The sequence below is a fragment of the Roseomonas sp. WA12 genome, assembly GCF_054165765.1.
Genome location: NZ_CM135108.1, coordinates 4,671,109 through 4,694,260, shown reverse-complemented (window position 1 = coordinate 4,694,260; position 23,152 = coordinate 4,671,109). Strand labels below are relative to the sequence as shown.

Genomic DNA, 23,152 nt, shown 5'->3' with positions numbered 1-23,152 from the left:
GGGTGCCTTCATGCGCCCGGTCAGCATTCACACCGCTGCCTGGCGCTATCCGGGCGCCTTCCCGGACGCCAACTTCAACCTCCAGCACCTCGCCCGCTTCGCCCGGACGCTGGAGGCGGCAAAGTTCGATGCCTTTTTCATGGCCGACCATCAGGCCGTGCTGAACATGCCGATCCAGGCGCTGAAGCGCAGCGCCACCACGACCAGCTTCGACCCGCTGACGCTCCTGCCCGCGCTGGCCATGGTGACGGAGCGGCTCGGCCTCATCGCTACCGCCTCCACCACCTATAACGAGCCCTGGCACATCGCCCGGAAGTTCGCCTCGCTCGACCATATCAGCGGCGGCCGTGCGGGCTGGAACGTCGTCACGTCAGGCAATCCGAACGAGGCGATGAATTTCGGGCGAGAGGAGCACTGGGAGCACGCGGCCCGCTATCGCCGGGCCCATGAGTTCATCGAGGTGGTGGAGGGGCTCTGGGATTCCTGGGCCGATGACGCCTTCATCCGCGATGTCGAGAGCGGCACGTACTTCAATCCGAACGGGATGCACGTGCTCGACCACAAGGGCGAGCACTTCTCCGTCCGCGGGCCGCTCAACGTCGCCCGCCCCATCCAGGGCCATCCCGTGATCGTCCAGGCCGGCGCCTCGGATGACGGGCGCCAACTGGCTGCCGAGACGGCCGAGGTGATCTTCGCCGCCGGTGGCCCGATCGCGGAGGCGCGCGCTTTCTACGCCGATGTGAAGTCCCGCACGGACCGTGCCGGCCGCAACCCGGACCACCTGCTCGTCCTGCCCGGCGCCTTCGTGGTGGTGGGCGACAGCGAGGGGGAGGCGCGGGAGAAGCGCGCCCTGCTCGATTCCGGCGTGCATTATGACAGCGCGATCGCGTCCCTCTCCATCGCGCTCGGCACCGATGCCTCGCTCTTCGATCCGGACGCGCCCCTGCCGCAGGACATTCCGGAGACGAACGCCAGCAAGAGCGGACGGGAGCGCGCCATCGGCATCGCCCGGCGCGAGAACCTCACCGTCCGCCAGCTCGCCCAGCGGCTGGGCGGCTATGCCGGCGCGGCGATGGTGGGCACGCCCCGGCAGATCGCCGACGAGATGCAGGACTGGTTGGAGAGCGGCGCCTGCGACGGATTCAATATCATGTTCCCCTTCCTCCCCGCCGGGCTCGACGACTTCGCAACGAAGGTAGTGCCGGAACTGCAACGGCGCGGGCTGCACCGGACGGAGTACGAGGGGCGGACCTTGCGGGAGAACCTGGGGCTGCCGCGGCCGCCCAACCGCTTCTTCTCCCCTCGTGAGGTCATCCCGACCTGAAACCCGGCCGCTCCTGACAGGGCCCTACCGCCCGGGAGCGGCCGGACCTAAGCGGCGATACCGCCTGGCGTTACAGTGCGAGAGGCTGGAGCGCCGAAGGACGAAGGCGATTGCACGGCGACAGGAACGCCAGTTCCCCACTGGACGCGCTGGTACGCTTGGCGCGTTCCGCCCGCCCTTCGTTGTCGATCATGTAGATCTCGCCGTACTCCTGCTCGCCGTGAAGCCAGTGGCGAGCCTTGTAGTAGACACAGACCATCCACGCGCTTGCCGCCACATGCTCGCTGACTGGGACAGAGTGAGGCGAGTAAGGGCTTCTGACGTAAGCTACGTTCCTCTGCTGCCCAGGAAAGGGCGGGGAGATCTTCACGTCACGGTAGTCCGTCGATCCCCCACCCATGTTGGCACGCAGGCCGTCCGCGATGAGTTCCCGGTAGTTTGCCGGAGGCTCGGCCGACCGGGTCGCGAGGCGTGCCGGAGTGCCGCATGCACCGAGTGCCACGCACGCAAGAAGCGCGATGTTGCCCTTGATCATGGTTCCACATCGAAGGTCGTTACGTGACTTCCATAGAGGCTTCACAACCATCGTCAACGGCGCTCGTCGTCCCATGCCGGAGATGGTCCAAGAGATCTCGAATTGCCGGGTCACACGCCCCACATCCCCTTCATGATCCCGTTCTCCGTCCTTGATCTCTCCCCCATCCCCGAGGGCAGCGACGCCGGCCAGGCGCTGCGCAACTCGGCGGATCTGGCCCGCCACGCCGAGGACCTCGGCTACGACCGGTACTGGATGGCCGAGCACCACAACATGCCCGGCATCGCCAGCGCGGCGACGGCCGTCTCCCTCGCCCATGTGGCGAACGGCACGAAGCGCATCCGCATCGGGGCGGGCGGCATCATGCTGCCGAATCACGCGCCGCTGACGGTGGCGGAGCAGTTCGGGACGCTGGCCGCCCTCTATCCCGGTCGCATCGATCTCGGCCTCGGCCGCGCCCCGGGGACCGATCAGGTCACCTCCCACGCGCTCCGCCGCACGCTGCAGGGCGATGTCGACTCCTTCCCGCAGGACGTGATGGAGCTGATGGCCTATTTCCGCCCGGCCCAGCCCGGTCAGCGCGTACAGGCGGTGCCCGGTGCGGGGCTGGACGTGCCGGTCTGGATTCTCGGCTCCTCCACCTATGGCGCGCAGCTCGCGGCGGCGCTCGGCCTGCCCTATGCCTTCGCCTCCCACTTCGCGCCCACCTCGCTGCACGACGCCATCGCGATCTATCGCGAGCGCTTCCGGCCCTCCGGCCATATCGAGAAGCCGCATGTGATGATCGGCGTGAACCTGCACGCGGCGCCTACGGATGAGGAGGCGCGGTTCATCTTCTCCTCGCACCAGCAGTCCTTCGTGAACCTGCGCAGCGGGCGCCCGGGCAAGCTGCCCGCACCGAAGGAGGGCTTCTACGAGAGCCTCGATCCCTATGCGCGGGCGATGATCGACAACTCGCTGGCCTGCACCATCGTCGGCGGGCCGGATGCTGTCCGGCGCGGGCTGCACGACATCATCGAGCGCACCGGTGCGGACGAGCTGATGCTGACCGGACACATCCACGATCCCGAGGCGCGCAAGCGGTCCTACGCCATCCTGGCCGAAGTCGCGGCCGCGCAGCCCGTTCCGGCCTAGCCCGAGGCTAGGTCGCCGCGGCGGCTCCCGTCGCGGCGGCAAGGGCCGCGGCCAGCGCGTCGCGCCCGAAGGGCTTGTCCAGCCGGGGCAGCTCGGGCGTCTCGCCTGCCGGCAGGTCGGCATAGCCGGAGGCGAGAATCACCGGCAGCCTGGGATGCAGGGCGGCGATCCGCGTCGCCAGCTCCGCCCCGGTCATGCCGGGCATGGCGTGGTCGGTCAGCACAAGGTCGGGCAGCGGCCCCTTCTCCAGGGCGGCCAGGGCAGCGGCGCCGGAATCCACCTCGCGCGCGGAGTGGCCGAGATCAGCGAGCAGTGCCGCGCTGCTCGCCAGGACCAACGGGTCGTCATCCACCACCAGCACATCGAGGCTCCGCACGTTGGGCTGCGCGGCGGGAATGATCTGCGGCGCCGGCGCCGGATTGCTGCCCAACTCGGCACGCGGCAGCCAGATCTCGGCCGTGGTGCCCCGTCCGGGCGCGCTGATCAGCCGCAGCGCACCGCCGGACTGAGCGCAGAGCCCGTGCACCATGGACAGGCCGAGCCCTGTCCCGCGCCCGACGCCCTTGGTGGTGAAGAAGGGCTCGGTGGCGCGGACCAGTGTCTCGTCATCCATCCCTGACCCCTCGTCCGAGACGGCGATAACGAGGCAGTCGCCTTCGGGCGGCGGGTCGCCGGCACCCGGCTCGTCGCGGGAACCGGCAGGGGCGTTGCGGGCCGCGATGCGCACATGCCCACCCGGATAACGGTCCGGCGGCATGGCGTCGCGCGCGTTCACGCAGAGGTTCAGCAGGGCGAGCTCAAGCTGGTTCGGGTCGGCTTGAACCCACCAAAGCCCTTGAGGCAGCTCGACTTCGAGCGGGGTGGCGGGCCCGAGGCTGCGGACCAGGATGTCGCGCAGTGCGCCGATGAGGGAAGCGGTGTCCACCGCACCCATCCGCAGCTCCTGCCGACGCGCGAAGGCGAGCATGCGGCGGGTCAGCGCGGCGCCACGGTCGGCAGCACCGGCAATCCCCTCCAGCAGCCGCCCCGCCCCCGGATCGGCCGCGATCGCCGCGCGCTTGCGGAGGAGCGCAGCTCCGGAGGCGACCACCTGCAACAGGTTGTTGAAGTCATGCGCCACGCCGCCGGTGAGCTGGCCGAGCGCCTCCATCTTTCGCGCCTGGGCGAGCTGGGCCTGGGCGCTCTCGGCGGCGGCTACCGCCTCCCTCACCCGTGCCTCCAGCAGTGCCTGGGCGGTACGCCGGTCGGTGACGTCGGCATAGACGCCGACGAAGCGGTCGGTGCCCGGCAGGCGGCGACCGGCAGCGGCGATCCAGCGCAGTCCACGCGGCGTATCGAGCCGGTGCTCCAGCAGTACCGTACTGCCCTCGGCCAGGGCGCGCTCCCAGGCCTCCTGCGTGATCGGCCGGTCGTCGGGATGCATCGCCGCCTGCCAGCTGGCGAGGTCCCCGCGCCCGTCCGCCGGCACGGGCAGGCCGAGCAGGGTGAAATGGGCCGGGGAGAAAACCCCTTTCCGGGATCCGAGGTCGAGGTCGAAGGCGATCAGCCCGCCGGCCTCAAGCGCAAGGCGCAGCCGCGCCTCGGCGGCGGCCAGGGCGGCTTGGTTCTCGGCCAGCCGCTCCTCGGTGTGGCGGAGGGCGGAGACGTCCAGATGCACGCCGTGCATGCGGATGGCGCGGCCAGCCTCGTCCCTCTCGATCTCGGCCCGGGCAGAAATCCAGCGCGTCTCACCCGCGGAGGTGCGCACGCGGTACTCCGCCGAGTAGTCCGGGCCAGTGCCCTCGACGGCAGCGATGAAGGTGCGGGCGGCGCGGTCGCGGTCCTCCGGGTGAACGCGGGCCACCCATGCCTCATGCGGCTCTTCCGCCGCCTGCGGATCCAGCCCGTGCAGTACCAGGTATTCGGGCGAGCGCTGGTTGTGGAAGCGGGGTTGGCCGGCCGCGTCGCGCTCGATCTCGATCTCAAAGCCTCCCACGCGGGCCAGGCGCTGGGTGCGGGCAAGCTGGGCCTCGCGCTCGCGCAGGGCGGCGTCGCGGGCTGCGATGGTGGAGGCCGCCTGCGCCAGGGTGGCGCCAACCGCATTCGCCTCGCGCAGCCCGGTGCGGACCGGGGGTACCGGTTCCCCCCGTCCCAACGCGGCCGCCGCGTCCGACAGGCTCATCGAAGCGCGCGAGATGTGGCGCGCGGCGAGGAGCGCGAGCAGCAGGGCGCAGGTCAGCAGCAGCGCCCCCACTCCGGCCAGTGCCAGCACGGCTTGCCGGACCGGCGCATCGACCACCCGGGCATCGAGGCTCACGCCCACGGACCAGCCCGAGGCCGTGCGGATGCGCGCGGCGACAACGGGGAGACCGTCCAGGTTCTGGCCCCGCCAGAGTTCCGGCGAGACGGTCCGGAAGGTCTCGCTGACATCGCGCCCGACCGCCAGCTCCGGCCGCAGACTCCGCGCGACAACCCGATGGGCCCGGTCCGCCACCAGGGCGGACCAGCCCGCCTCCGGCAGCTCCCGCCGTAGTTGCTCGGACAAGCGCTGGACCGGGAGGGTGGCGGCCAGCAGCAAGTGGCTCCCCGCCGCATCCTCCATGGACAGGAGCACGCCGTAGCTGGCCCTGCCGGTCCGGAATCCCGAGAACAGATCGGTTGCATACGGCTGGTTGAGCACCGGCGCCTGCTCCGCCCAGTCCGGCCGGCGAGGGGCAGCATCCTCCGTTCCCTGCGGCATGTGGCTGTGCAGGATCAGGCGGCCGGATGCATCGCGAATGCTGAGGCTGCCGCCGATGTCGCGCGCCAGGGGAACGAGATGCCGGTGCACCCGGTCCAGGTCACCCTCCTGGAAGGACGCCGTGCGGGCCACCGTGCGCAGGGTGGAGGCGAGCGTCTCGAACTCCGCATCCACCATCCGACCCAGCCCCGCGGCGCGCTCCACCACGGCCTGCTCGAGGATGTCGCGCCGGGCCTCCGCGAAGCGCCATAGGGCCAGGCCCGCGAAGGCCAGCACCGGCAGCACGGTCGCCAACACAAGAAGCAGGAGGCGCGCGCGGACGCCGAGCATGGGCATCGGGCCCGGCTCCCGTGCTGGATCGTGGCCGGCCGGTGGCGGCAGGCCCGGGGTCCGGGTGCCGGGACTCGGCGGGAGAGGGGTCCCGTCAGGCATGGTTCCGGGGAACCTGCACCGGGCGCACCGGCAGTGCCAGCCACAAAGCCGGTCTGCGGGCGCGCCCCGGGCCCGCCCTCAGGCCGCGCCTGAGGGAAGGGCCAGTTCCACGACGGCATCCATGCCCATGACAGTCGCCAGCGCCTCTACCCGTCGCTGCACGCTCTCGCCGGCGAAGACGCCGCCGCCCTCCTCCAGTTGCAGCACCAGACGGTTGCCGCGCGGAACCAGGGCGGTGCGGGCCAGCAGGGCCGGCGTGCCGCCAGAGAGGGTATAGGCCAGGCGCAACGCTGCGCCGATCCGCTCCGCCCGAAGCTGCGCGGCCGGGCCCAGCAGGGCGCGCGCGGGGGACAGGACCGCAGCCTCCTCAGCGTCGTAGCGAAGGGCGGTGGCCAGGGCCAGGAAGGCGCGGGCGTGGTGGTCCAGCCCGACGCCGGGCTGGCGCAGCACGCGCAGGAAGGCCTGCTCGGCGCGGTAGTCAGGGTGGTCGTGGCTGCCCGTGTCCGAGACCTGGCAGGCTGCGCGGCGCAGCGCGGCCTCGGCCGGGGATTCCCCGGGAAAAAGTGGCGCGGTCCAGGCAGTGAGAGCCGGCGGCATCTCGGGATCTCGCCCGAAGCGCGCGGCAAGGTCGGCGCCGGCGGCGAGGAGCGGGTCCTGGTTGCGGACAGAGTCGGGCAGGAGGCGGGCGTACCAGCCCTCGCGCAGACCATTTGCCGAGAACACCACGCGCCGCGCACCGGTGCGGCGGAGCAGGCGGCGCAACACGACGGCGGCATAGGGCAGGTCGGCCACACGCTTGGCCGGGGCGCCGGGCAGGCGGCTGGCGCGCTCGCCGGCCGCGATCACGGCGGCACAGAGATCGCGCGCCTCCTCCCGCCGGAGGACGTAGTGATGGACGATGGAGAGGGGATAGGCGGTCTGGGTGATGTGCACCTTCGCCAGGGCACGCCAGGCGCCACCGACGAGGTAGAGGTCCCTGCCCTGCCCGCGCTCCAGCCAGGGCACGGTGGAGAGTGCATCCTCCGCGATGCCGCGGGCGCGGGCGGGGTCATTGCCCGCGCGCTCGGCCAGGCGGATGACGCCGAGCGGGAGGCTGACGGAGGCGCTGGGCTGCCCGTTGGCAAGGTCCACCAGCTCCAGGCTGCCGCCGCCGATGTCGCCGAGGATGCCGTCCGCGCCGGGCACGCCCAGCAGCACGCCCTCGGCCGACATGGCCGCCTCCTCCACCCCGGTGAGGATGCGGAGCGGCACGCCGGGCATGCGGGCGCGTAGCGCGTCGGCGAAGGCGGGGCCGTTGGCGGCGTCCCGCATGGCGGCCGTCGCCAGCACCTCGATCGGGTTGGCGCCCATGGCATGGGCGATGGCGATGTAGCGGCCCATGATCGTCAGCGCGCTCTCCACCGCCGCGGCGTTCAGCCGGCCGGTGGATTGCAGGCCGCGGCCGAGGCCGAGCACCGCCTTCTCGTTGAAGATGGCGACGGGATTGCGGCAGCGCCCCTCGAAGACGACGAGGCGGACGGAGTTGGAGCCGAGATCGACGACCCCAGCGCGTGGCGGAGCCACGTCGCTCCCGGCGCGCGGCAGGACCGCGTCGCCCGCACGTGGCGGCTGCGTCTCTCCCGGGCGGAGCGCGGCGGTCTCACCCGCCTGCACTGCCGGTCCGGTTCCTTCGGGAAGATCCAAGCGTCTCAGTCCTGTGCCACGCGGTCCGGCCGGCGGCGCGTGGGGGCGCGGCTGCGGGGGGCGCGGTGCAGCGCGCTGCCACGGCCGGAGAGGGAGGGGTTGGTCATAAAGTACTCATGCGCCGAGAGCGGCTGGTTGCCCGGCTCGACACGGCGGTAGCTGGCATCGGGGTGCAGCTCCCAGGACTGGTCGCGGTCCTTCAGGTTCACGACCATGATCTGGTCCAGGATCTGCGCGTGCACGGTGGGGTTCTCCACCGGCACCATCGTCTCCACCCGCCAGTCCATGTTGCGCGCCATCCAGTCGGCGCTGCTGATGAACACGCGGGCGCGGCGGCTGGGCAGGCGGTGGCCGTTGGCGAACACGCAGATGCGGGAATGCTCGAGGAAACGGCCGACGATGGACTTCACCCGGATGTTCTCGGACAGGCCGCGCACGCCCGGGCGCAGGCAGCAGATGCCGCGGATGATGCACTCGATCTTCACCCCCGCTCCGCTCGCGCGATACAGCGCGTCGATCAGGGACTCGTCGACCAGCGAGTTCATCTTCAGCCAGATGCCCGCCGGGCGCCCCTCCCGCGCGTTGGCGATCTCCTGCTCGATCAGGCCCATCAGCGTCGGGCGGATGGTGAGGGGCGCAAAGGCCAGGCTCTCCATCGTCTCGGGGCGGGCGTAGCCGGTCATGTAGTTGAACAGCCGGGACGCATCGCGGGTCAGCCCGGGATCGGCGGTGAAGAAGGAGATGTCGGTGTAGATGCGCGCGGTGACGGGATGGTAGTTGCCCGTCCCGAAATGCGCGTAGGAGCGCAGGATCCCGCTCTCGCGCCGCACGACGAGCGAGACCTTCGCGTGGGTCTTGAGGTCGACGAAGCCGTAGACGACCTGCACGCCCGCCGCTTCCAGCTCACGGGCGAGGGCGATGTTGCGCTCCTCGTCGAAGCGCGCCTTCAGCTCCACCATGGCAGTGACGGACTTGCCGGCATCCGCCGCCTCGATCAGCGCGCGCGCGATCGGGCTGTCGCGGCTCGTGCGGTACAGCGTCTGCTTGATGGCGACGACGGCCGGGTCCCGCGCGGCCTGGCGCAGGAACTGCACGACGACGTCGAAGGACTCGTAAGGATGATGGACGACGATGTCCTTCGCGCGGATCGCCGCGAAGCAGTCGCCGCCAAAATCGAGGATGCGCTCGGGGAAACGCGGCGTGTAGGGCCGGAACAGCAGGTCCGGCCGGTCGTCCAGGATGAGCTGCGTCAGGTCCGAAATGCCGAGCAGGCCGTCGAGCGAGAAGATCTCGGCCCGCGGCGCGTCCAGCTCCTCGGCCACCAGTTCCACCATGTCGGCGGGCGTGTCCGAGGTGACGGAGAGGCGGATGGCGCGGCCGCGGCGGCGGCGTTTCAGCGCGCTCTCATAGGAGCGGACGAGGTCCTCCGCCTCTTCCTCAAACTCTACATCGGTGTCGCGAATGATGCGGAACAGCCCGCGCTCGGCGAGGATGAAGCCCGGGAACAGCCGGCGCAGGTTGAGGAGGATCACCTCCTCCAGCAGCACGAAGCGCGCGGGCTCGCGCCCGCCATCCGCGCGCGGCCCGGCGTTGGGCAGGCGGATGAAGCGCTCGATCTGTGGCGGCAGCGGCAGCAACGCCCGCATCGTGCCGCCATCCTCCTCCCGCACCAGCTTCATGATGAGGCAGAGCGCGAGGTTGGCGATGAAGGGAAAGGGATGCGCCGGGTCCACCGCGAGCGGCGTCAGCACCGGGAAGACCCGCTCCATGAACCAGTTGGACAGCCACTCGCGATCGGCCTCCGACAGCTCGGGGGGCTCGCTGACGCGGATGCCGGCCTCGGCAAGCTGGCCGCGCAGGTTGCGCCAACCCTGTTGCTGGCCGGCCAGAAGGCGGCCCGCCCGTTCATGCACGGCCTGGAGCTGCTGGGCGGGGGTCAGCCCGTCGGGCGAGAGGGCACCGACCCCTGCCCGCTCCTGCCCCATCAGCCCGGCGACGCGCACCGAGTAAAATTCGTCGAGGTTGGAGGAGGAGATGGCGACGAAGCGCAGCCGCTCCAGGAGCGGATGGGCCGGGTTGGCCGCCTCCTCCAGCACGCGCTCGTTGAAGGCCAGCCAGGATAGCTCACGATTGATGAAGCGCGAGGGGTCGGCCAGCGCCTCGGCCGTGGGAACGGCCTGGTGTACCACAGGAGCCGGCGGCTCCCTGGGCGCAATGGGCGGAGCAGCGGCCGGTCCGGCCGGGGGTGCGGCCTGGGCCTCCCGAGCGAGGGAGGCCCTTGTCGGGCGCACGGCACGAGCGCCGACCGGCCGGGCCTGCTCAGGCTTGGCGGAGTCGGATTTGACGGGCTCGGGCTTGGCCTCGGTGTTCGTGTCCATGGGCATAGATTACAGCAGGGTGCCCATGGAAGCGGAGGGCGCGCCAGAGGTTGCCACGGAATCGTCACCGAACCCCGTCCAGCCCTCCTCCGGCGCGCCATCCCCGCTGCCATCGATGAGGCCGGCCAGGGAGGCGCGGGCGAGCGCGCGGGTCACGCCGCCACCATCGGCCAGGGCCGCGCGGTCCAGCCGGGCCGCGGCCTCGGCCAGCACCGCGGCTTCCCGGGGCAGGCGGGCGAGCAGCCAGTCCTGGATGGCGGGCTCCACCCGAAGCTGCCGGCGCTCGAAATGCCGGGCGAGCAGGGCGCGCAGCAGGGCGTCCGTGGGCTGAGCAAGCGGCGCGGCGGCTGTGGCGCGCAGGCGGCTGGCGAGGTCCGGCAGCCGGGCCTCCCAGCGCGCCGGCGGTTCCCGCCCCGCCATCAGCAACAGGTGCCTGCCGGCGGCGCAGGCATTGATCAGGTGGAACAGGGCCGGTTCCTCTGCGGCGCAGTCGGCGTCGTCCAGCGCGGTCGGCGCGCCGTCGGGCACGCCGCGGAGGGCGGGGCCGGAAAGGCGGCGCAGGCCGAGGCGGCGGGCCGCCTGGGCCAGAAAGGCGGATTTCCCGCTTCCCTCCGGCCCGTGCAGGGCCAATCGGCCCGAGGGCCAGCTGCCGGGATCGCCGAGCCAGGTGCGGGCAACGGCGTTGGAGGAATCCGGGATGGGGTCGATCTCGATCCCGTCGCGCGGCAGCAGGGGCAGGGGCAGCTGGCGCGGCATCAACCACCCGTCCGCGGCGGGTCGAGATAGAGCGGGCTCTCGAGGTAGCGACGGAGCCAGTAGCGGGCGAGCACGCCGATCGCGGCCGCGATGGGCACCGCCAGCAGCACGCCGAGGAAGCCGAAGGCCACGCCGCCCGCGAAAAGCGCGAAGATCACCCAAACCGCGTGCAGCTCCACCCGGTCCCCCAGCAGGCGGGGATAGATGATGTAGCCTTCGACGATCTGGCCTGAGACGAAGACGGCCGCCACCATCGCCACGTCCCGCCAGTTTCCGAACTGGCCGATGGCCAGAAGGACGGCGGTCGCCATGCCCGTCATGGAGCCGACATAGGGGATGAAGGTGAACATCCCCGCCAGAAGCCCGACGAGCAGACCGAGCTCCAGCCCCACCGCCGAGAGGACGATGGCGTAATAGATGGCCAGCAGCGCGCAGCAGAGCAGCTGCCCGCGCAGCCAGGCCGAGAGCACCCGGTCGGTGTCATGCGCCAGCTGCCGCAGCACGGCGGCGTTGCGGCGCGGTAGCCAGGTTTCCACCCGCGCGATCAGCCGGGGCCAGTCCCGCAGCAGATAGAAGCCAACGATCGGCGTGACGACGGCAAAGGTGAACACGTTGAACAGGGCGTAGCCACCGCCGATCAGCCGGGTGGCCGAGGTGCCCAGCCAGACGAGCATGGAGCCGAGCTGCGAGACCGCAAGGTCCTTCAGCCGTGGGTCCAGCACCATCGGCCGCATCCGCTCCTCGGCCGCGGCTAGCGCGTCCTGCAGGGTGGCGCCGATACGGGTGACATAGGCGGGAAGCCGGGCGAGCAGCACGCCGATCTGCGAGATAAGCAGCGGGTAGAGCAGCAGCAGCGCGATCAGCGCCAGCGCCATCAGCCCGAGAATCAGCAGCCCCGCCGCCAGCCCGCGCGGCACGCCGATCCGCGCCAGCCGGCCCGCCACGGGGTCCAGGAAGTAGGCGATGCAGATCGCCAGCACGAAGGGCGTCAGGATCGCCGAGAAGAACCAGAGCGAGAAGACGAAAGCCGCGAGCAGCCCGAAGACCAGCCCCAGCCGCTGCGCCCGCGTCGCGTTGCGCGGGCCCGGGGGCCGCGGGAGATCCGGTCGGGCCGGCGGATGGGCGGGAGCCTGGACGGGCGGCAGGGCGGGCTGGGTCGCCGGCGCGGTCATGCCGGCAGGCTGCGGGAGGCATCCCGCACATAGGCCGCGCCGGAGGCGATGGTGGTGATCGTGACGCAGCCGATCAGCACCGGCAGGAGCCAGCCACCATCCAGATCGAAGCCCGCCAGCAGCAGCGCCATGGCCGCGAGGGCGATCTGCATCGCCGTGTTCAGCTTGGAAATCAGGATAGGCCGGATTGCCGGGCGCGTGCCCATCAGCGCCAGCACCAGCAGCCCACCGACGATCACCAGGTCCCGGAACACCACGAGGATGGCCAGCCAATCGGGCAGCACGCCGACAATGGCGAGAGTGACATAGACCGAGACGAGCAGGGCCTTGTCCGCGACCGGGTCCAGCAGGGCGCCGAGGAAGGACCGGGCATTGCGCACCCGTGCCAGCCAGCCATCCACCGCATCCGACACGCCGGCGCCGACGAAGAGCAGGAAAGCGAGGTCCAGCCGGTGCTGGATGACCAGCCACACAACCGCCGGCACGGCACAGAGCCGGGCCAGGGTGATGAGGTTAGGCAGGGTGAACAGCGCGCTTTCCGAGGCCGGGATCGTGGCACCGGAGGGCGCGGTGGCTTGCGTGGTGCCGGCGGTGCGGGCGGCGAGGCCGCCCTTCACATCCCGACCCAGCCCGGGATCAAGCCCCTCCGGCAAGACCGACTCGCCAGCCCGGGCCGGTGGCCGGGTTCGGCAGGCCGTTGGGCAAAGGCGGTTGGCTCGGCACCAGGGCGATCCCGCCCGCGGCCAGCGCCCCGGCCGCCGTCTCGGGCGGGCTGCGCAGGCCGATGCGGAGGCGGGCGCCTTCGGTGGAGATGGCCAGGATGTCCACGCTGCCCACCGAGGGCTGGGCGAGCAGGCGGCGTCGCAGGGTCAGCCACTCGTCGAAGGAGCGGAAGTTCGTCCCGGCCTCGAGATAGGAGGAGAGCGGCAGGATCGGCGGCGTGCCCGGCGGCAGGCTGGCCGAAGCGGCCGCCGGGGCCGAGGGCCCGCCGAGCGGCGGCAGCGCGCCGCTGTTCCCGCCACCCGAGCTCGCGACCGCCCCGGAGGAGGAGGAGCCGGCGCCGCGGAAGCGGATGGTGTAGCGGCCGGAATAGCCGTTCAGGGTGGAGCGTTCCTGCTCCACCACCATGCTCGTCACCATCGACTCGATCTGCGAGGCCGAGGCGTTGGGATTGGCGCCGGTCGCCGCAGCGTAGCGCTGGTAGGCGGCGCGCTGCGCGTTGGCGATCGCGCGCTCCTTGGCCAGCACGGCATTCGCCGCCGTGGCCTCGGCGGCCACGCCGCGCTGCACCGCCGGATCGTCCTGCGCCATGGCGGCCGGGGCGAGGATCAGCCCCGCTGACAGGGCTGCCGACAGGGCAGCGGCATGGATCACCGCCTGCATCCCCGCCTTGCGCCGGGGATGGATTGCGCGCGATGCCCGGACATGATGGGTAGCGCGACCGTCTGAACTGGGCATAAGCCGCTCCCCGTGGACCGCATTGTGGTTCGCCCCTGGGGATAGCCGATCAAGGACCGCCATGACCAGACTGACCTACCGCGACGCCGGGGTGGACATCGAGGCCGGCGACGCCCTGGTGGACCGCATCAAGCCGCTCGCCCGTTCCACGGACCGCACCGGCACCATGGGGGGCCTGGGTGGCTTCGGCGCGCTGTTCGACCTGAAGGCGGCCGGTTTCACGGATCCCGTCCTCGTCTCCTCCACCGATGGGGTGGGCACGAAGCTGCGGCTGGCGATCGATGCCAGGCACCATTCCACCGTCGGCATCGACCTCGTTGCCATGTGCGTGAACGACCTGGTCGTGCAGGGTGCAGAGCCGCTCTTCTTCCTCGATTACTTCGCGACCGGTGCGCTGGACGTGGCCCAGGCGGCCGATGTCGTGTCGGGAATCGCCGAGGGTTGCCGCCAGGCCGGCTGCGCCCTGGTGGGGGGCGAGACGGCCGAGATGCCGGGCATGTACCACAAGGGTGACTACGACCTGGCCGGCTTCTCCGTCGGCGCCGCCGAGCGCGGGGCGCTGCTGCCGGCCGGCGATGTCGGTCCCGGCGACGTGGTGCTGGGGCTGGGCGCCTCGGGCGTGCATTCCAACGGCTATTCCCTCGTCCGCCGGATCGTGGAGGCCGGGAATGCCGGGCTGACCGATCCTGCCCCCTTCGCCGCCAGCAAGACCCTGGGCGAGGCGCTGCTGGAGCCCACCCGCATCTATGTGAAGCCGGTGCTGGCCCTGCACCGCGCCGGGCTGATCAAGGCGGCCGCCCATATCACCGGCGGCGGGCTGCCGGGGAACCTGCCTCGAGTCCTGCCCGACGGCACCGTCGCCGTGGTGGACGCGACCTCCTGGCCCGTGCCGCCCGTCTTCGGCTGGCTGGCCCGCACCGGCGGGGTGGAGCCAGAGGAAATGCTGCGGGTGTTCAACTGCGGCATCGGCATGTGCCTGGTTGTCGAGGCCGGGAAGGCCGAGGCCGCGATCGCCATGCTGGGTGAGCACGGCGAGACCGCCCATCGCATCGGCCGCATCGAGGCCGGCGAGGGCGAGGCCGAGGTGCGCATGGAAGGCCTCTCCGCCGCATGGCCGAACTGAAGCGGCGCGTCGCGGTCCTCATCTCCGGCCGCGGCAGCAATCTGGGAGCCCTGATCGCGGCCGCGCAGCAACCGGACTACCCGGCCGAGCTCGCCCTGGTGCTGTCCAACAAGCCCGACGCGGCCGGGCTGGCGCGGGCGCAGGAGGCCGGCATTCCCACAGCCGTGGTGGAGAGTCGCCCCTTCGGCCGCGACCGCGCGGCCTTCGAGGCGGTGCTCCAGGCCCGGTTTGATAAAGCCGGGATCGGGTTGATCGCGCTGGCCGGCTTCATGCGCGTGCTGACCGAGGGCTTCGTTTCCGCCTGGGCAGGGCGAATGCTGAACATCCACCCGAGCCTCCTCCCCGCCTTCCCGGGGCTGGACACCCATGCCCGGGCCTTGGCCGCCGGGGTGCGGCTGCACGGCTGCACCGTGCATTTCGTCACGCCCGGCGTGGATGAGGGGCCGATCATCGCCCAGGCTGCCGTGCCCGTGCTGGCGGGGGATGACGAGGCCGCTCTGGCCGCCCGCGTTCTGGCCCAGGAGCACCGCATCTACCCCGCCGCCCTCGCCTGGGCCGCCTCCGGCGCCGCTCGGCTGGTGGGGGATCGCGTGGTGCTGACAGCACCGATGGCACAGGGGGCGCTCGCCAACCCCTTGCCCGGTGCGCCCGGCCTGCCTACAGAAACGGCCTGACCGCCGCGCCCGCCCGGCGCGGCCCATCATGCGAGGCAGACCCCATGGCCGAGGCCCAGCAGCACATCGACCTCGTCGAGGTAAAGGCGAAGGACATCCTGCCCGAGCGCCAGACCGGCTGGGCCATGTTCACCCGCGCGACCAGCTGGGTGATCGGCGCAGTGATCCTGCTGCTCGTGGCGCTGAAGGTCTTCTTCGGCTGAGTTGGCGCGGGCCCCGGCCCGCCTGACACCCCGGCCCGCCCCGGCCTACCGGCGCGGGCCGCCGAGGCCGAGGCTGCGCGCCATGTCGCCGAGATCGACGCGCCGGTAGCCCTCCGGCACGCGGAAGCGGGCGGGGTCCTGGCGGGCATATTCCACGCGTACCGCCTCCACCCCCTCGCCGCGCTCGTTCACGCCGCGCAGCAGCACGCCATCGCCGGTGAGGCAGGCGGTGCCGCGCTGGCCCTGCTCCTCCCAGCGGTAATTCGTGCAGGTCTGGCCGGCTTGGCTGGCCGTGCCGGCGCGCGTCAGCCGCGCGGTCTCGGCCAGGCGCAGATAGCGCATTGCCTCGTCCTGCCGCAGCGGGCTCGGGGTCACGACCCGCATGGAGTCCATCACCATCTCGGTGCGCCCGGTGCGGCGGTCCGCCAGGGCCCAGGCGGGCATGGAGGCCGACTCCACCCGCACCCGCTCCTCCGAGGCCAGGGCCGCGACCGTAAATTCGCGCGGGCCCTGGCCGGAGGTGTTGCCGAGCACGCGGTAGCTCACGACCACATCCCGTGTGGGAAAAGTCGCGGGCCGGGTCTGGGCCTGTGCGGCGGTGGCCAGCGTGGCCAGGGCGAAGGCGGCAAGTACGGGGCGCATCGGAGCCCTCCGGTTCGAGGCAGGGGCAGAGAAGGGGGCGTGGTCGGGACGGCGCAAGGGGTGCCTGCCCGTCTCACGGTCGTGCACGGCCGCAGGCCGCGTGCCGCTCGCCTACGCCCAGCCCGGCATCCCGCGGCCATCCACCGGATTTGTCTCCGGCAGCGGCAGGGAAGCAATATTGGCCTCCACCTCCGCGCGCTCGGCGGGCTCGCCGCGGCGGATGTCGTAGTCTCCGCCACCGGGATAGGCGCCGACGACCTCGAAATCGGCGCTCGCCCATTCCCGGCAATGCCCGACGCCCGCCGGAATCACCACCGCATCGCCCGCGCGCAGGGTCAGCGTCTCGCCGCCCGGCCCCCCGAAGCGGACTCGCGCTTCGCCAAGGGACACGCCCAGCGCCTCATGCGCGATACTGTGGAAGTGGTGGTAATCGAACACGCCGTTTGTCCATGCGTTGGACCAGCCGTGGCGTGCGAAATGCGCCGTGATCGCCTCCGCCCCGCGAGGCAGCGCCCCCCGCCACACCACGAGCGGCAGCCCCGAATTGGGAATGCCACCGGAGGGCGCGAAGCGGTGCTGCTCAGTCATCGGCGCTCGCGCGCGTCAGAACCTCGCGCTTGCCGACATGGTTGGCCGGGCCCACCACGCCGTCCCTCTCCATCTGCTCGATCAGCTTGGCCGCGCGATTGTAGCCGATGTTGAGATGGCGCTGGACGAAGCTGGTGCTCGCCTTGCCCTCACGCGAGACGAGGGCCACGGCCTGCTCGTAGAGACCCTTCTCGCCGCCGCCACCATTCGAGGTGGAGTCGAAGACGGCACCGCCCTCCTCGTCGTCCTCGATCTCGGTGACCTCCTCGATATAGGCGGGCTCGCCCTGCTCGCGCAGGAAGTCCACCACGCGCTCCACCTCCTCGTCGGAGACGAAGGGGCCGTGCACGCGGTTCACGCGCCCGCCACCGGCCATGTGCAGCATGTCGCCCTGGCCGAGCAGCTGCTCCGCGCCCTGCTCGCCGAGGATGGTGCGGCTGTCGATCTTGCTCGTCACCGCGAAGGAGATACGGGTCGGGAAGTTCGCCTTGATGGTGCCGGTGATGACGTCCACCGACGGGCGCTGGGTGGCCATGATGACGTGGATGCCAGCGGCGCGCGCCATCTGCGCCAGCCGCTGCACCGCCGCCTCGATCTCCTTGCCCGCCACGATCATCAGGTCCGCCATCTCGTCGATGACGACGACGATCATCGGCAGGGACTGCAGGTTGAGCGGCTGGTCCTCGAAAACCGGCTTGCCCGTCTCGGGGTCGAAGCCCGTCTGCACGCGGCGCGTCAGCTGGTCTCCGCGCGTGGCGGCCGCGGCCACCTTCTCGTTGTAGCCGCCGATGTTGCGGACGCCGAGCTGGCTCATCGCCTTGTAGCGGCGCTCCATCTCGCGGACCGTCCACTTCAGGGCGCCGATCGCCTTGGGCGGCTCCGTCACCACGGGCGCCAGCAGATGCGGGATGCGGTCATAGACCGACAGCTCCAGCATCTTCGGGTCGATCATGATGAAGCGGCACTCATCCGGCCCGAAGCGGTAGAGCAGCGACAGGATCATCGTGTTGATGCCCACCGACTTGCCCGAGCCGGTGGTGCCCGCGATCAGCAGATGCGGCATGCGTGCTAGGTCGGCGACGACGGGCGCGCCGCCGATATCCTTGCCCAGCGCCAGCGGCAGCTTGCCGGGATTCCGGGACCAGTCCTCGGCCTCCATCATCTCGGAGAAGTAGACCATCTCGCGCTTGGCGTTCGGCATCTCGATGCCGATGACGTTGCGGCCGGGCACGGTCGCGATGCGCACGGCCAGCACGCACATGCTGCGCGCGATGTCGTCTGCCAGCCCGATCACGCGGGCGGACTTCGTGCCCGGCGCCGGCTCCAGCTCGTACAGCGTGACGACGGGGCCGGGTCGGATGTCCACGATGCGGCCGCGCACGCCGTAGTCGTCGAGCACGGATTCCAGCAGCCGCGCATTCTCCTCCAGCGCCTCGCGGGAGGGGCCGGAGTCGCGGCGCGGCGGCGCGGCGGCGAGGAGGGAGAGCGGCGGCAGGCGGAACTTGCCGTCATCGCCCTTCTTCACCGTCTCGGAGATCGGCAGGCGACGCGGGGGCAGCACGCGCTCGGCAATGCGCGGTCCCTCGGACGCCTCGGAATCGGCGGGCGGCTCGGGCTGCGGCTTCGGTGCGCGGCGCGGCGAGGGCCTCGGGGCGGGCGCCTCCTCTGCCGCGGCATCGGCGGCGCGCAGCAGGGCGGAGAGCTGCGGCGAGGGCTCCGGCCGGCGCCGGATCAGCCCGGCCAGGCCGGAGGACGCGCCCATAAGCCGCGCAAGCAGGCCGGGCTGCGCTACCGGCGCCTCCTGTCCGGTCTGCCGCGCGCGGGCCTGGCGCGCTTCGGCAGCGCGCTGGCGGGCCGCGGCGCGGCGCCGGAGAATATTGCCGGCCAGCCCATGGCTGCGTCGCGCCGCGGCACCGCCCGCCCGGCGCCAGGAGGAGAGCGGGATGGCCAGGGCAAGCACCGTCGCCACCGCCGCCAGGCCCGCAATCCCCGCATTGCCGAGCGCGTTGCCCAACGGCCCGAACAGGGCACCGACCGTCTCGTCCACCGCCTCGCGCACCAGGGGTCCAACGGCGCCGCCGGCCGTGCCGCCCGGGAAGGGCGCCGGAAGCGGGCTGGAGGAAAAGGAGGCCGCCAGCAGCGGCAACCCGGCCAGCAGTGCCGCCATGCGTCCCGCGAAAGGCGAAAGGCCGCGATGGGTGGAAAGGCGCAGCGCCCAGGTCAGCAGGCAGGCGGCCGGCAGCAGCCCCGCCCAGCCGAAGCCCTGCAGCAGCACATCCGAAACGCGGGCCCCGAAAGGCCCCGCGAGATTGGTCGGCAGGCGGCTCGTGGCGGTGGAGAGGGAGGGATCGGCCGGGTTGTGGCTGGCCAGCGCGACCAGCACGGCCAGCCCCAGCAGCCCCGAGATCATGCCCAGAAGCTGCGCCCCCCGCCGCTTCAGCGCCGCCTTCACGGCGGGGGAGGCGAAGCGGCGGATCCCGGCCGGCGTGCCGAATGGGTTCATGCCGGCATGGTCGATAACGGGGGCGGTGCCCGCGGCGGTGCTGGCTGATCGGTCGGCGGAGGCGCGCGGCATGGTCTTCCCGGGCAGGATTGATGCTCTGGGAGAAGACTACAACCTAAGCCGTTGGTTTGTGTGACACAGTTCCTGATGAATCCGCTCAGCGCCGGGAAAGTGGCCCAGAAAATACAATCGCGCGGCCCTGCACCGCTTGCTGGTGCAGGGCCGCGCGATGGGCGGGCCGGTGATCGCCTGCCAGACGGGAACGGCCATAAGGAGGCCGTCCCTATCCGACGGGTCGGCTCAGTAGCGGTACATCTCGGCCTTGAAGGGGCCGGCCTGGGTCACGCCGATATAGTCGGCCTGCGCCTGGGTCAGCTTGGTGAGCTTCGCGCCCACCTTCTCCAGATGCAGCAGGGCCACCTTCTCATCCAGGTGCTTGGGCAGGGTGTAGACCTGGTTGCCGTAGGCGGCGCCGTTGGTCCACAGCTCGATCTGCGCGAGCGTCTGGTTCGTGAAGGAGGCGGACATCACGAAGGAGGGGTGGCCCGTGGCGTTGCCCAGGTTCACCAGCCGCCCCTCGGAGAGCAGCGTGATCTTCTTGCCGTCGGGGAACTGGATCTCGTCCACCTGCGGCTTGATGTTCGTCCACTTCAGGTTGCGGAGCGCCGCGACCTGAATCTCGCTGTCGAAGTGGCCGATATTGGACACGACGGCGCGGTTCTTCATGGCGCGCATGTGGTCGATGGTGATGACATCGACGTTGCCGGTCGCGGTGACGAAGATATCGGCGCGCGGGGCGGCCTCCTCCATCGTCACGACCTCATAGCCCTCCATCGAGGCCTGCAGGGCGCAGATCGGGTCGATCTCAGTCACCATCACACGGCAGCCGGCGTTGCGGAGGCTGGCGGCGGAGCCCTTGCCGACATCGCCGAAGCCGGCGACGCAGGCGGTCTTGCCGGCCATCATCAGGTCGGTGCCGCGGCGCAGCGCGTCCACCAGGGACTCGCGGCAGCCGTAGAGGTTGTCGAACTTCGACTTGGTGACGCTGTCGTTCACGTTGATCGCGGGGAAAAGCAGCTTGCCCTCCTTCGCCATCGTGTAGAGGCGGTGCACGCCCGTCGTCGTCTCCTCGGAGACGCCCTTGAGGGACGCGGCCAGCTTGGCGAACCAGCCCGGCTTCTCGGTCAGCAGCGACTTGATGAGGGCGAAGAACACGGTCTCCTCCTCGTTGGTCGCGCCATCGAGAAACTTCGTGTCGCCCTGCTCGGCGCGCAGGCCGTAATGGACGAGCAGCGTCATGTCGCCGCCATCGTCGAGCAGCAGGTTCGGCTCGCCGCCGTCCGCCCACTCCAGCGTGCGCTGCACGTAGCGCCAGTAATCCTCAAGGCTCTCGCCCTTGATGGCGAAGACCGGCGTGCCGGAGGCGGCGATGGCGGCCGCGGCGTGGTCCTGGGTGGAGAAGATGTTGCAGGAGGACCAGCGCACATCAGCGCCGAGCGCCTTGAGCGTCTCGATCAGCACGGCGGTCTGGATGGTCATGTGCAGGCAGCCGGCGATGCGGGCGCCCTTCAGCACCTGGGCCGGGCCGTACTCACGGCGCGTGGCCATCAGGCCGGGCATCTCGTCCTCGGCCATCTCGATCTCCTTGCGGCCAAAGGCGGCAAGGGAGAGGTCGGCGACGACGTAGTCGGTCTTGGGGGGGAGGGTATCGGGCATGGTGGGCTGGCCTTCCGGGATCGGCGCTCGCCTATCACGGCGGGGGCGGGCAGGCCAAGAGTATAAACCATATCAGGATATCTTTATGTGCTTCCCGGCGGGCGCAAAGCCTGCTCCGGGGTTGGCCCTCCGACCAGTTTCCTCTCGAAGTTCTCGCCCGACGGTGCCGCCGGAAAACCGTCCCCGCCGGCCTTACTGGCCTTTCTCTCCGGGCACGAAGTTCATCACCAGCTCCTGGATGCGCTTCGGGTCGCTCTGCTCCATCACCCGGCGGGCAAAGCGGGCGCAGTCATCCACGTTCAGCGCGCGTACCATCTGCTTCACGCGCGGAATCGCGCTGGCGTTCATGGACAGGCTGCGGATGCCCAGACCCATCAGGAGAGGCACCAGCCGCGGGTTCCCCGCCATCTCGCCGCAGACGGAAACGGGCATGCGCAACCGCAGCGCGGCCTCGGTGGCGAACTGGATCAGGCGAAGCACGGCCGGGTGCAGCGGGTCGTAGAGGTGGGACACCTCCACCTCCGCCCGGTCCACCGCCAGCGTGTACATGGCCAGGTCGTTGGTGCCGATCGAGAAGAAGTCGGCCTCCAGCGCGATGGCATCGGCCGCCAGCGCCGCGCCAGGCGTCTCGATCATCACGCCGAGAGGCGGCAGCTTCTCGGGCAGCGCCACGCCGCGGCGGCGCACGCGCTTGACCACGCGGTCGAACACCTCGCGGGCCGCCCGCACCTCCTCCGGCACCGTTACCATCGGCAGCAGCACGCGCACGGGGCCGAGGGAGGCCACGCGCAGGATGGCGGCGAACTGCACCTCCAGCAGCTCGGGCCGGCGCAGAAGCATCCGGATGCCGCGCAGGCCGAGCGCGGGGTTGGGGCCGGCATGGAAGGGCTCCACCCCCTCCGCCAGCGCCTCCATGTCCTTCTCGCCGCCCCAGTCGAGCACGCGGATGGTCACGCCCGCGCCGTCCGTGCCCTCCACGATCTGGCGATAGGCCTCGAAATGCGCCTCCTCGTCCGGAAGGTCCTGGCGGTTCATGAACAGGAACTCGGTGCGCAGCAGCCCGATTCCCTGGGCACCGGCCTGGGCGATCAGCGGCAGTTCGGCCGGAATCTCCAGATTGGCCTGCAGCTCCATCTCCTCGCCATCGGTCGTGACCGAGGGCAGGCGGCGCAGCTTGCCGAGGCGGGTGCGCTCCTTCGCATAGGCCGAGAGAGCCGCGCGGCCAGCGACCAGTGCCTCCTTGCCCGGCCGCAGCACGATGGTGCCGGCACCGCCATCCACCACCGCCTCATCCCCGCGGGAGAGCGCGTTGGTCAGGCCAGGCAGGCCCAGCACGCTTGGGATGCCGAGCGCGCGCAGCATGATGGCGGTGTGGCCGTCCGCCCCGCCCTCCTCGGTCGCCACGCCCGCGATGCGGGAGGGGTCGAGCAGCGCGGCATCGGCCGGGGTGAGTTCCTCGGCGACGAGGATGGAGCGCTCCGGCACGTCCTTGAAGGAATGGAAGCCCGATTGCGTGAGATTGCGCATCAGCCGCCGGGCGATTTCGTGCACCTCACCGGCGCGGCGGCGCAGGCCGGGCTTGTCGTCGTCGCGCGCCTGCATGATGGCGGAGGCGATCGCCTCCGCCTCGTCCTCCACCGCGGTCTCCGCCGAGAGCAGCTCCGCCTCGATGCGCTTGCGGGCGCCGCGGATCAGCCGGCTCTCGCCCAGCATCATCGCATAGGCATCGAGCAGCGGCTCCAGCTCCTCCTGCGCCTCCTCGGGCAGGATGGCCAGCCGGGCCTTCAGCTTGCCGATCTGCTTGCGGGAGGCAGCAACGGCCGCGTTCAGGCGGGCCCGCTCCTCCTCCACCTTCACTCCGGTGATGCTGCGGCGGGGCGCGGCGGCGGGGGCAGCGGCGGCATCGAAGACGGGACCGATGGCGACGCCAGGGGAGATGGGGATCCCCTTGATCGACAGCTCGCTCGTGCGCCGCCCACCTTTCCTCGGCTCAGGCTTCCGTGGCTCGGGCTTGCGCGGCTCGGCGGGCTTGCCGTCCGCGCCGCGGGCCGTGGCGGGCGCCTCCGTCTTCATCCATCCGCTCCTGCCGGCCTCTTGCCGGCGGCTCAAACC

Annotated in this window: 18 protein-coding genes; 5 read left to right on the top strand and 13 right to left on the bottom strand. The window is 71.2% G+C overall.

Translation table 11 applies throughout. The features are described from left to right. Positions 1-10 precede the first annotated feature (10 nt). On the top strand, positions 11-1,324 hold the full coding sequence (locus tag ACVBD7_RS22095) for an LLM class flavin-dependent oxidoreductase (protein WP_458095392.1): 1,314 nt from the start codon (positions 11-13) through the stop codon (positions 1,322-1,324). Between the two features lie 70 nt (positions 1,325-1,394). Here the strand turns inward: ACVBD7_RS22095 and ACVBD7_RS22090 are convergent, their stop codons facing one another. Beyond that, positions 1,395-1,859: a hypothetical protein gene (locus tag ACVBD7_RS22090; protein WP_458095391.1), complete on the bottom strand. Its 465-nt coding sequence runs from the start codon at positions 1,857-1,859 to the stop codon at positions 1,395-1,397. A gap of 132 nt (positions 1,860-1,991) precedes the next feature. On the opposite strand from ACVBD7_RS22090, the gene ACVBD7_RS22085 reads away from it, so the two are divergent. Next, on the top strand, positions 1,992-2,993 hold the full coding sequence (locus ACVBD7_RS22085; protein ID WP_458097751.1) for an LLM class flavin-dependent oxidoreductase: 1,002 nt from the start codon (positions 1,992-1,994) through the stop codon (positions 2,991-2,993). A gap of 7 nt (positions 2,994-3,000) precedes the next feature. Here the strand turns inward: ACVBD7_RS22085 and ACVBD7_RS22080 are convergent, their stop codons facing one another. The 7 genes from ACVBD7_RS22080 to ACVBD7_RS22050 all read right to left on the bottom strand — a co-directional run bounded on the left by ACVBD7_RS22080 (position 3,001) and on the right by ACVBD7_RS22050 (position 13,591). Further along, entirely contained in the window at positions 3,001-6,048 is a 3,048-nt protein-coding gene (locus tag ACVBD7_RS22080; protein ID WP_458095390.1) for a PAS domain-containing protein, read from the bottom strand. A 174-nt stretch (positions 6,049-6,222) separates the two neighbouring features. Next, positions 6,223-7,728, bottom strand: a complete 1,506-nt coding sequence (locus ACVBD7_RS22075; protein ID WP_458097750.1) for a Ppx/GppA phosphatase family protein — start codon at positions 7,726-7,728, stop codon at positions 6,223-6,225. 104 nt (positions 7,729-7,832) lie between these two features. Next, complete coding sequence (locus ACVBD7_RS22070) at positions 7,833-10,205, bottom strand: RNA degradosome polyphosphate kinase (RefSeq protein WP_458095389.1); 2,373 nt, start codon at positions 10,203-10,205, stop codon at positions 7,833-7,835. 9 nt (positions 10,206-10,214) lie between these two features. Beyond that, the gene (locus ACVBD7_RS22065; RefSeq protein ID WP_458095388.1) at positions 10,215-10,961 is read right to left on the bottom strand and encodes a chromosomal replication initiator DnaA; all 747 of its coding nucleotides are present in this window, start codon (positions 10,959-10,961) and stop codon (positions 10,215-10,217) included. Further along, positions 10,961-12,133 carry an AI-2E family transporter gene (locus ACVBD7_RS22060; RefSeq protein ID WP_458095387.1) on the bottom strand — a complete coding sequence of 391 codons (1,173 nt, stop codon included), beginning with the start codon at positions 12,131-12,133 and terminating at the stop codon, positions 10,961-10,963. The genes ACVBD7_RS22065 and ACVBD7_RS22060 overlap by 1 nt, the downstream gene beginning before the upstream one ends. Further along, positions 12,130-12,786, bottom strand: coding sequence for a CDP-alcohol phosphatidyltransferase family protein (locus ACVBD7_RS22055; protein WP_458095386.1), 657 nt, complete (start codon positions 12,784-12,786; stop codon positions 12,130-12,132). The genes ACVBD7_RS22060 and ACVBD7_RS22055 overlap by 4 nt, the downstream gene beginning before the upstream one ends. Beyond that, complete coding sequence (locus ACVBD7_RS22050; RefSeq protein WP_458095385.1) at positions 12,770-13,591, bottom strand: hypothetical protein; 822 nt, start codon at positions 13,589-13,591, stop codon at positions 12,770-12,772. Before ACVBD7_RS22050 ends, ACVBD7_RS22055 begins: the two co-directional genes overlap by 17 nt. Positions 13,592-13,652: 61 nt before the next feature. Here ACVBD7_RS22050 and purM point away from each other — a divergent pair, with 61 nt between their 5' ends. The 3 genes from purM to ACVBD7_RS22035 are packed head-to-tail and all read left to right on the top strand — an operon-like array spanning position 13,653 to position 15,591. Then, a complete protein-coding gene (purM, locus tag ACVBD7_RS22045; RefSeq protein ID WP_458095384.1) occupies positions 13,653-14,714 on the top strand; it encodes a phosphoribosylformylglycinamidine cyclo-ligase in 1,062 nt (353 codons plus the stop codon). Further along, the gene (gene purN / locus ACVBD7_RS22040; RefSeq protein ID WP_458095383.1) at positions 14,702-15,388 is read left to right on the top strand and encodes a phosphoribosylglycinamide formyltransferase; all 687 of its coding nucleotides are present in this window, start codon (positions 14,702-14,704) and stop codon (positions 15,386-15,388) included. Before purM ends, purN begins: the two co-directional genes overlap by 13 nt. A gap of 44 nt (positions 15,389-15,432) precedes the next feature. Continuing rightward, positions 15,433-15,591, top strand: a complete 159-nt coding sequence (locus tag ACVBD7_RS22035) for a preprotein translocase subunit SecE (RefSeq protein ID WP_458095382.1) — start codon at positions 15,433-15,435, stop codon at positions 15,589-15,591. 45 nt (positions 15,592-15,636) lie between these two features. Here ACVBD7_RS22035 and ACVBD7_RS22030 read toward each other — a convergent pair whose 3' ends face one another. From ACVBD7_RS22030 to ptsP, 5 genes are all read right to left on the bottom strand, one after another. After that, entirely contained in the window at positions 15,637-16,233 is a 597-nt protein-coding gene (locus ACVBD7_RS22030) for a hypothetical protein (protein ID WP_458095381.1), read from the bottom strand. Positions 16,234-16,344: 111 nt separating this feature from the next. Further along, the gene (locus ACVBD7_RS22025) at positions 16,345-16,821 is read right to left on the bottom strand and encodes a cupin (RefSeq protein WP_458095380.1); all 477 of its coding nucleotides are present in this window, start codon (positions 16,819-16,821) and stop codon (positions 16,345-16,347) included. Further along, positions 16,814-19,396 carry a DNA translocase FtsK 4TM domain-containing protein gene (locus ACVBD7_RS22020; RefSeq protein ID WP_458095379.1) on the bottom strand — a complete coding sequence of 861 codons (2,583 nt, stop codon included), beginning with the start codon at positions 19,394-19,396 and terminating at the stop codon, positions 16,814-16,816. The genes ACVBD7_RS22025 and ACVBD7_RS22020 overlap by 8 nt, the downstream gene beginning before the upstream one ends. A 228-nt stretch (positions 19,397-19,624) precedes the next feature. Continuing rightward, entirely contained in the window at positions 19,625-21,040 is a 1,416-nt protein-coding gene (gene ahcY, locus ACVBD7_RS22015; protein ID WP_458095378.1) for an adenosylhomocysteinase, read from the bottom strand. Positions 21,041-21,232: 192 nt separating this feature from the next. Then, a complete protein-coding gene (gene ptsP / locus ACVBD7_RS22010) occupies positions 21,233-23,113 on the bottom strand; it encodes a phosphoenolpyruvate--protein phosphotransferase (protein ID WP_458095377.1) in 1,881 nt (626 codons plus the stop codon). Between the last annotated feature and the right edge of the window lie 39 nt (positions 23,114-23,152).

What these genes read in the sequence shown, in the direction of transcription:
- ACVBD7_RS22095 (WP_458095392.1), top strand. Translation starts at nt 11, where the DNA reads ATGCGCCCGGTCAGCATTCACACCGCTGCCTGGCGCTATCCGGGCGCC.
- ACVBD7_RS22090 (WP_458095391.1), bottom strand. Translation starts at nt 1,859, where the DNA reads ATGATCAAGGGCAACATCGCGCTTCTTGCGTGCGTGGCACTCGGTGCA.
- ACVBD7_RS22085 (WP_458097751.1), top strand. Translation starts at nt 1,992, where the DNA reads ATGATCCCGTTCTCCGTCCTTGATCTCTCCCCCATCCCCGAGGGCAGC.
- ACVBD7_RS22080 (WP_458095390.1), bottom strand. Translation starts at nt 6,048, where the DNA reads ATGCCCATGCTCGGCGTCCGCGCGCGCCTCCTGCTTCTTGTGTTGGCG.
- ACVBD7_RS22070 (WP_458095389.1), bottom strand. Translation starts at nt 10,205, where the DNA reads ATGGACACGAACACCGAGGCCAAGCCCGAGCCCGTCAAATCCGACTCC.
- ACVBD7_RS22065 (WP_458095388.1), bottom strand. Translation starts at nt 10,961, where the DNA reads ATGCCGCGCCAGCTGCCCCTGCCCCTGCTGCCGCGCGACGGGATCGAG.
- ACVBD7_RS22060 (WP_458095387.1), bottom strand. Translation starts at nt 12,133, where the DNA reads ATGACCGCGCCGGCGACCCAGCCCGCCCTGCCGCCCGTCCAGGCTCCC.
- ACVBD7_RS22050 (WP_458095385.1), bottom strand. Translation starts at nt 13,591, where the DNA reads ATGCCCAGTTCAGACGGTCGCGCTACCCATCATGTCCGGGCATCGCGC.
- purM (WP_458095384.1), top strand. Translation starts at nt 13,653, where the DNA reads ATGACCAGACTGACCTACCGCGACGCCGGGGTGGACATCGAGGCCGGC.
- purN (WP_458095383.1), top strand. Translation starts at nt 14,702, where the DNA reads ATGGCCGAACTGAAGCGGCGCGTCGCGGTCCTCATCTCCGGCCGCGGC.
- ACVBD7_RS22035 (WP_458095382.1), top strand. Translation starts at nt 15,433, where the DNA reads ATGGCCGAGGCCCAGCAGCACATCGACCTCGTCGAGGTAAAGGCGAAG.
- ACVBD7_RS22030 (WP_458095381.1), bottom strand. Translation starts at nt 16,233, where the DNA reads ATGCGCCCCGTACTTGCCGCCTTCGCCCTGGCCACGCTGGCCACCGCC.
- ACVBD7_RS22025 (WP_458095380.1), bottom strand. Translation starts at nt 16,821, where the DNA reads ATGACTGAGCAGCACCGCTTCGCGCCCTCCGGTGGCATTCCCAATTCG.
- ACVBD7_RS22020 (WP_458095379.1), bottom strand. Translation starts at nt 19,396, where the DNA reads ATGCCGCGCGCCTCCGCCGACCGATCAGCCAGCACCGCCGCGGGCACC.
- ahcY (WP_458095378.1), bottom strand. Translation starts at nt 21,040, where the DNA reads ATGCCCGATACCCTCCCCCCCAAGACCGACTACGTCGTCGCCGACCTC.
- ptsP (WP_458095377.1), bottom strand. Translation starts at nt 23,113, where the DNA reads ATGAAGACGGAGGCGCCCGCCACGGCCCGCGGCGCGGACGGCAAGCCC.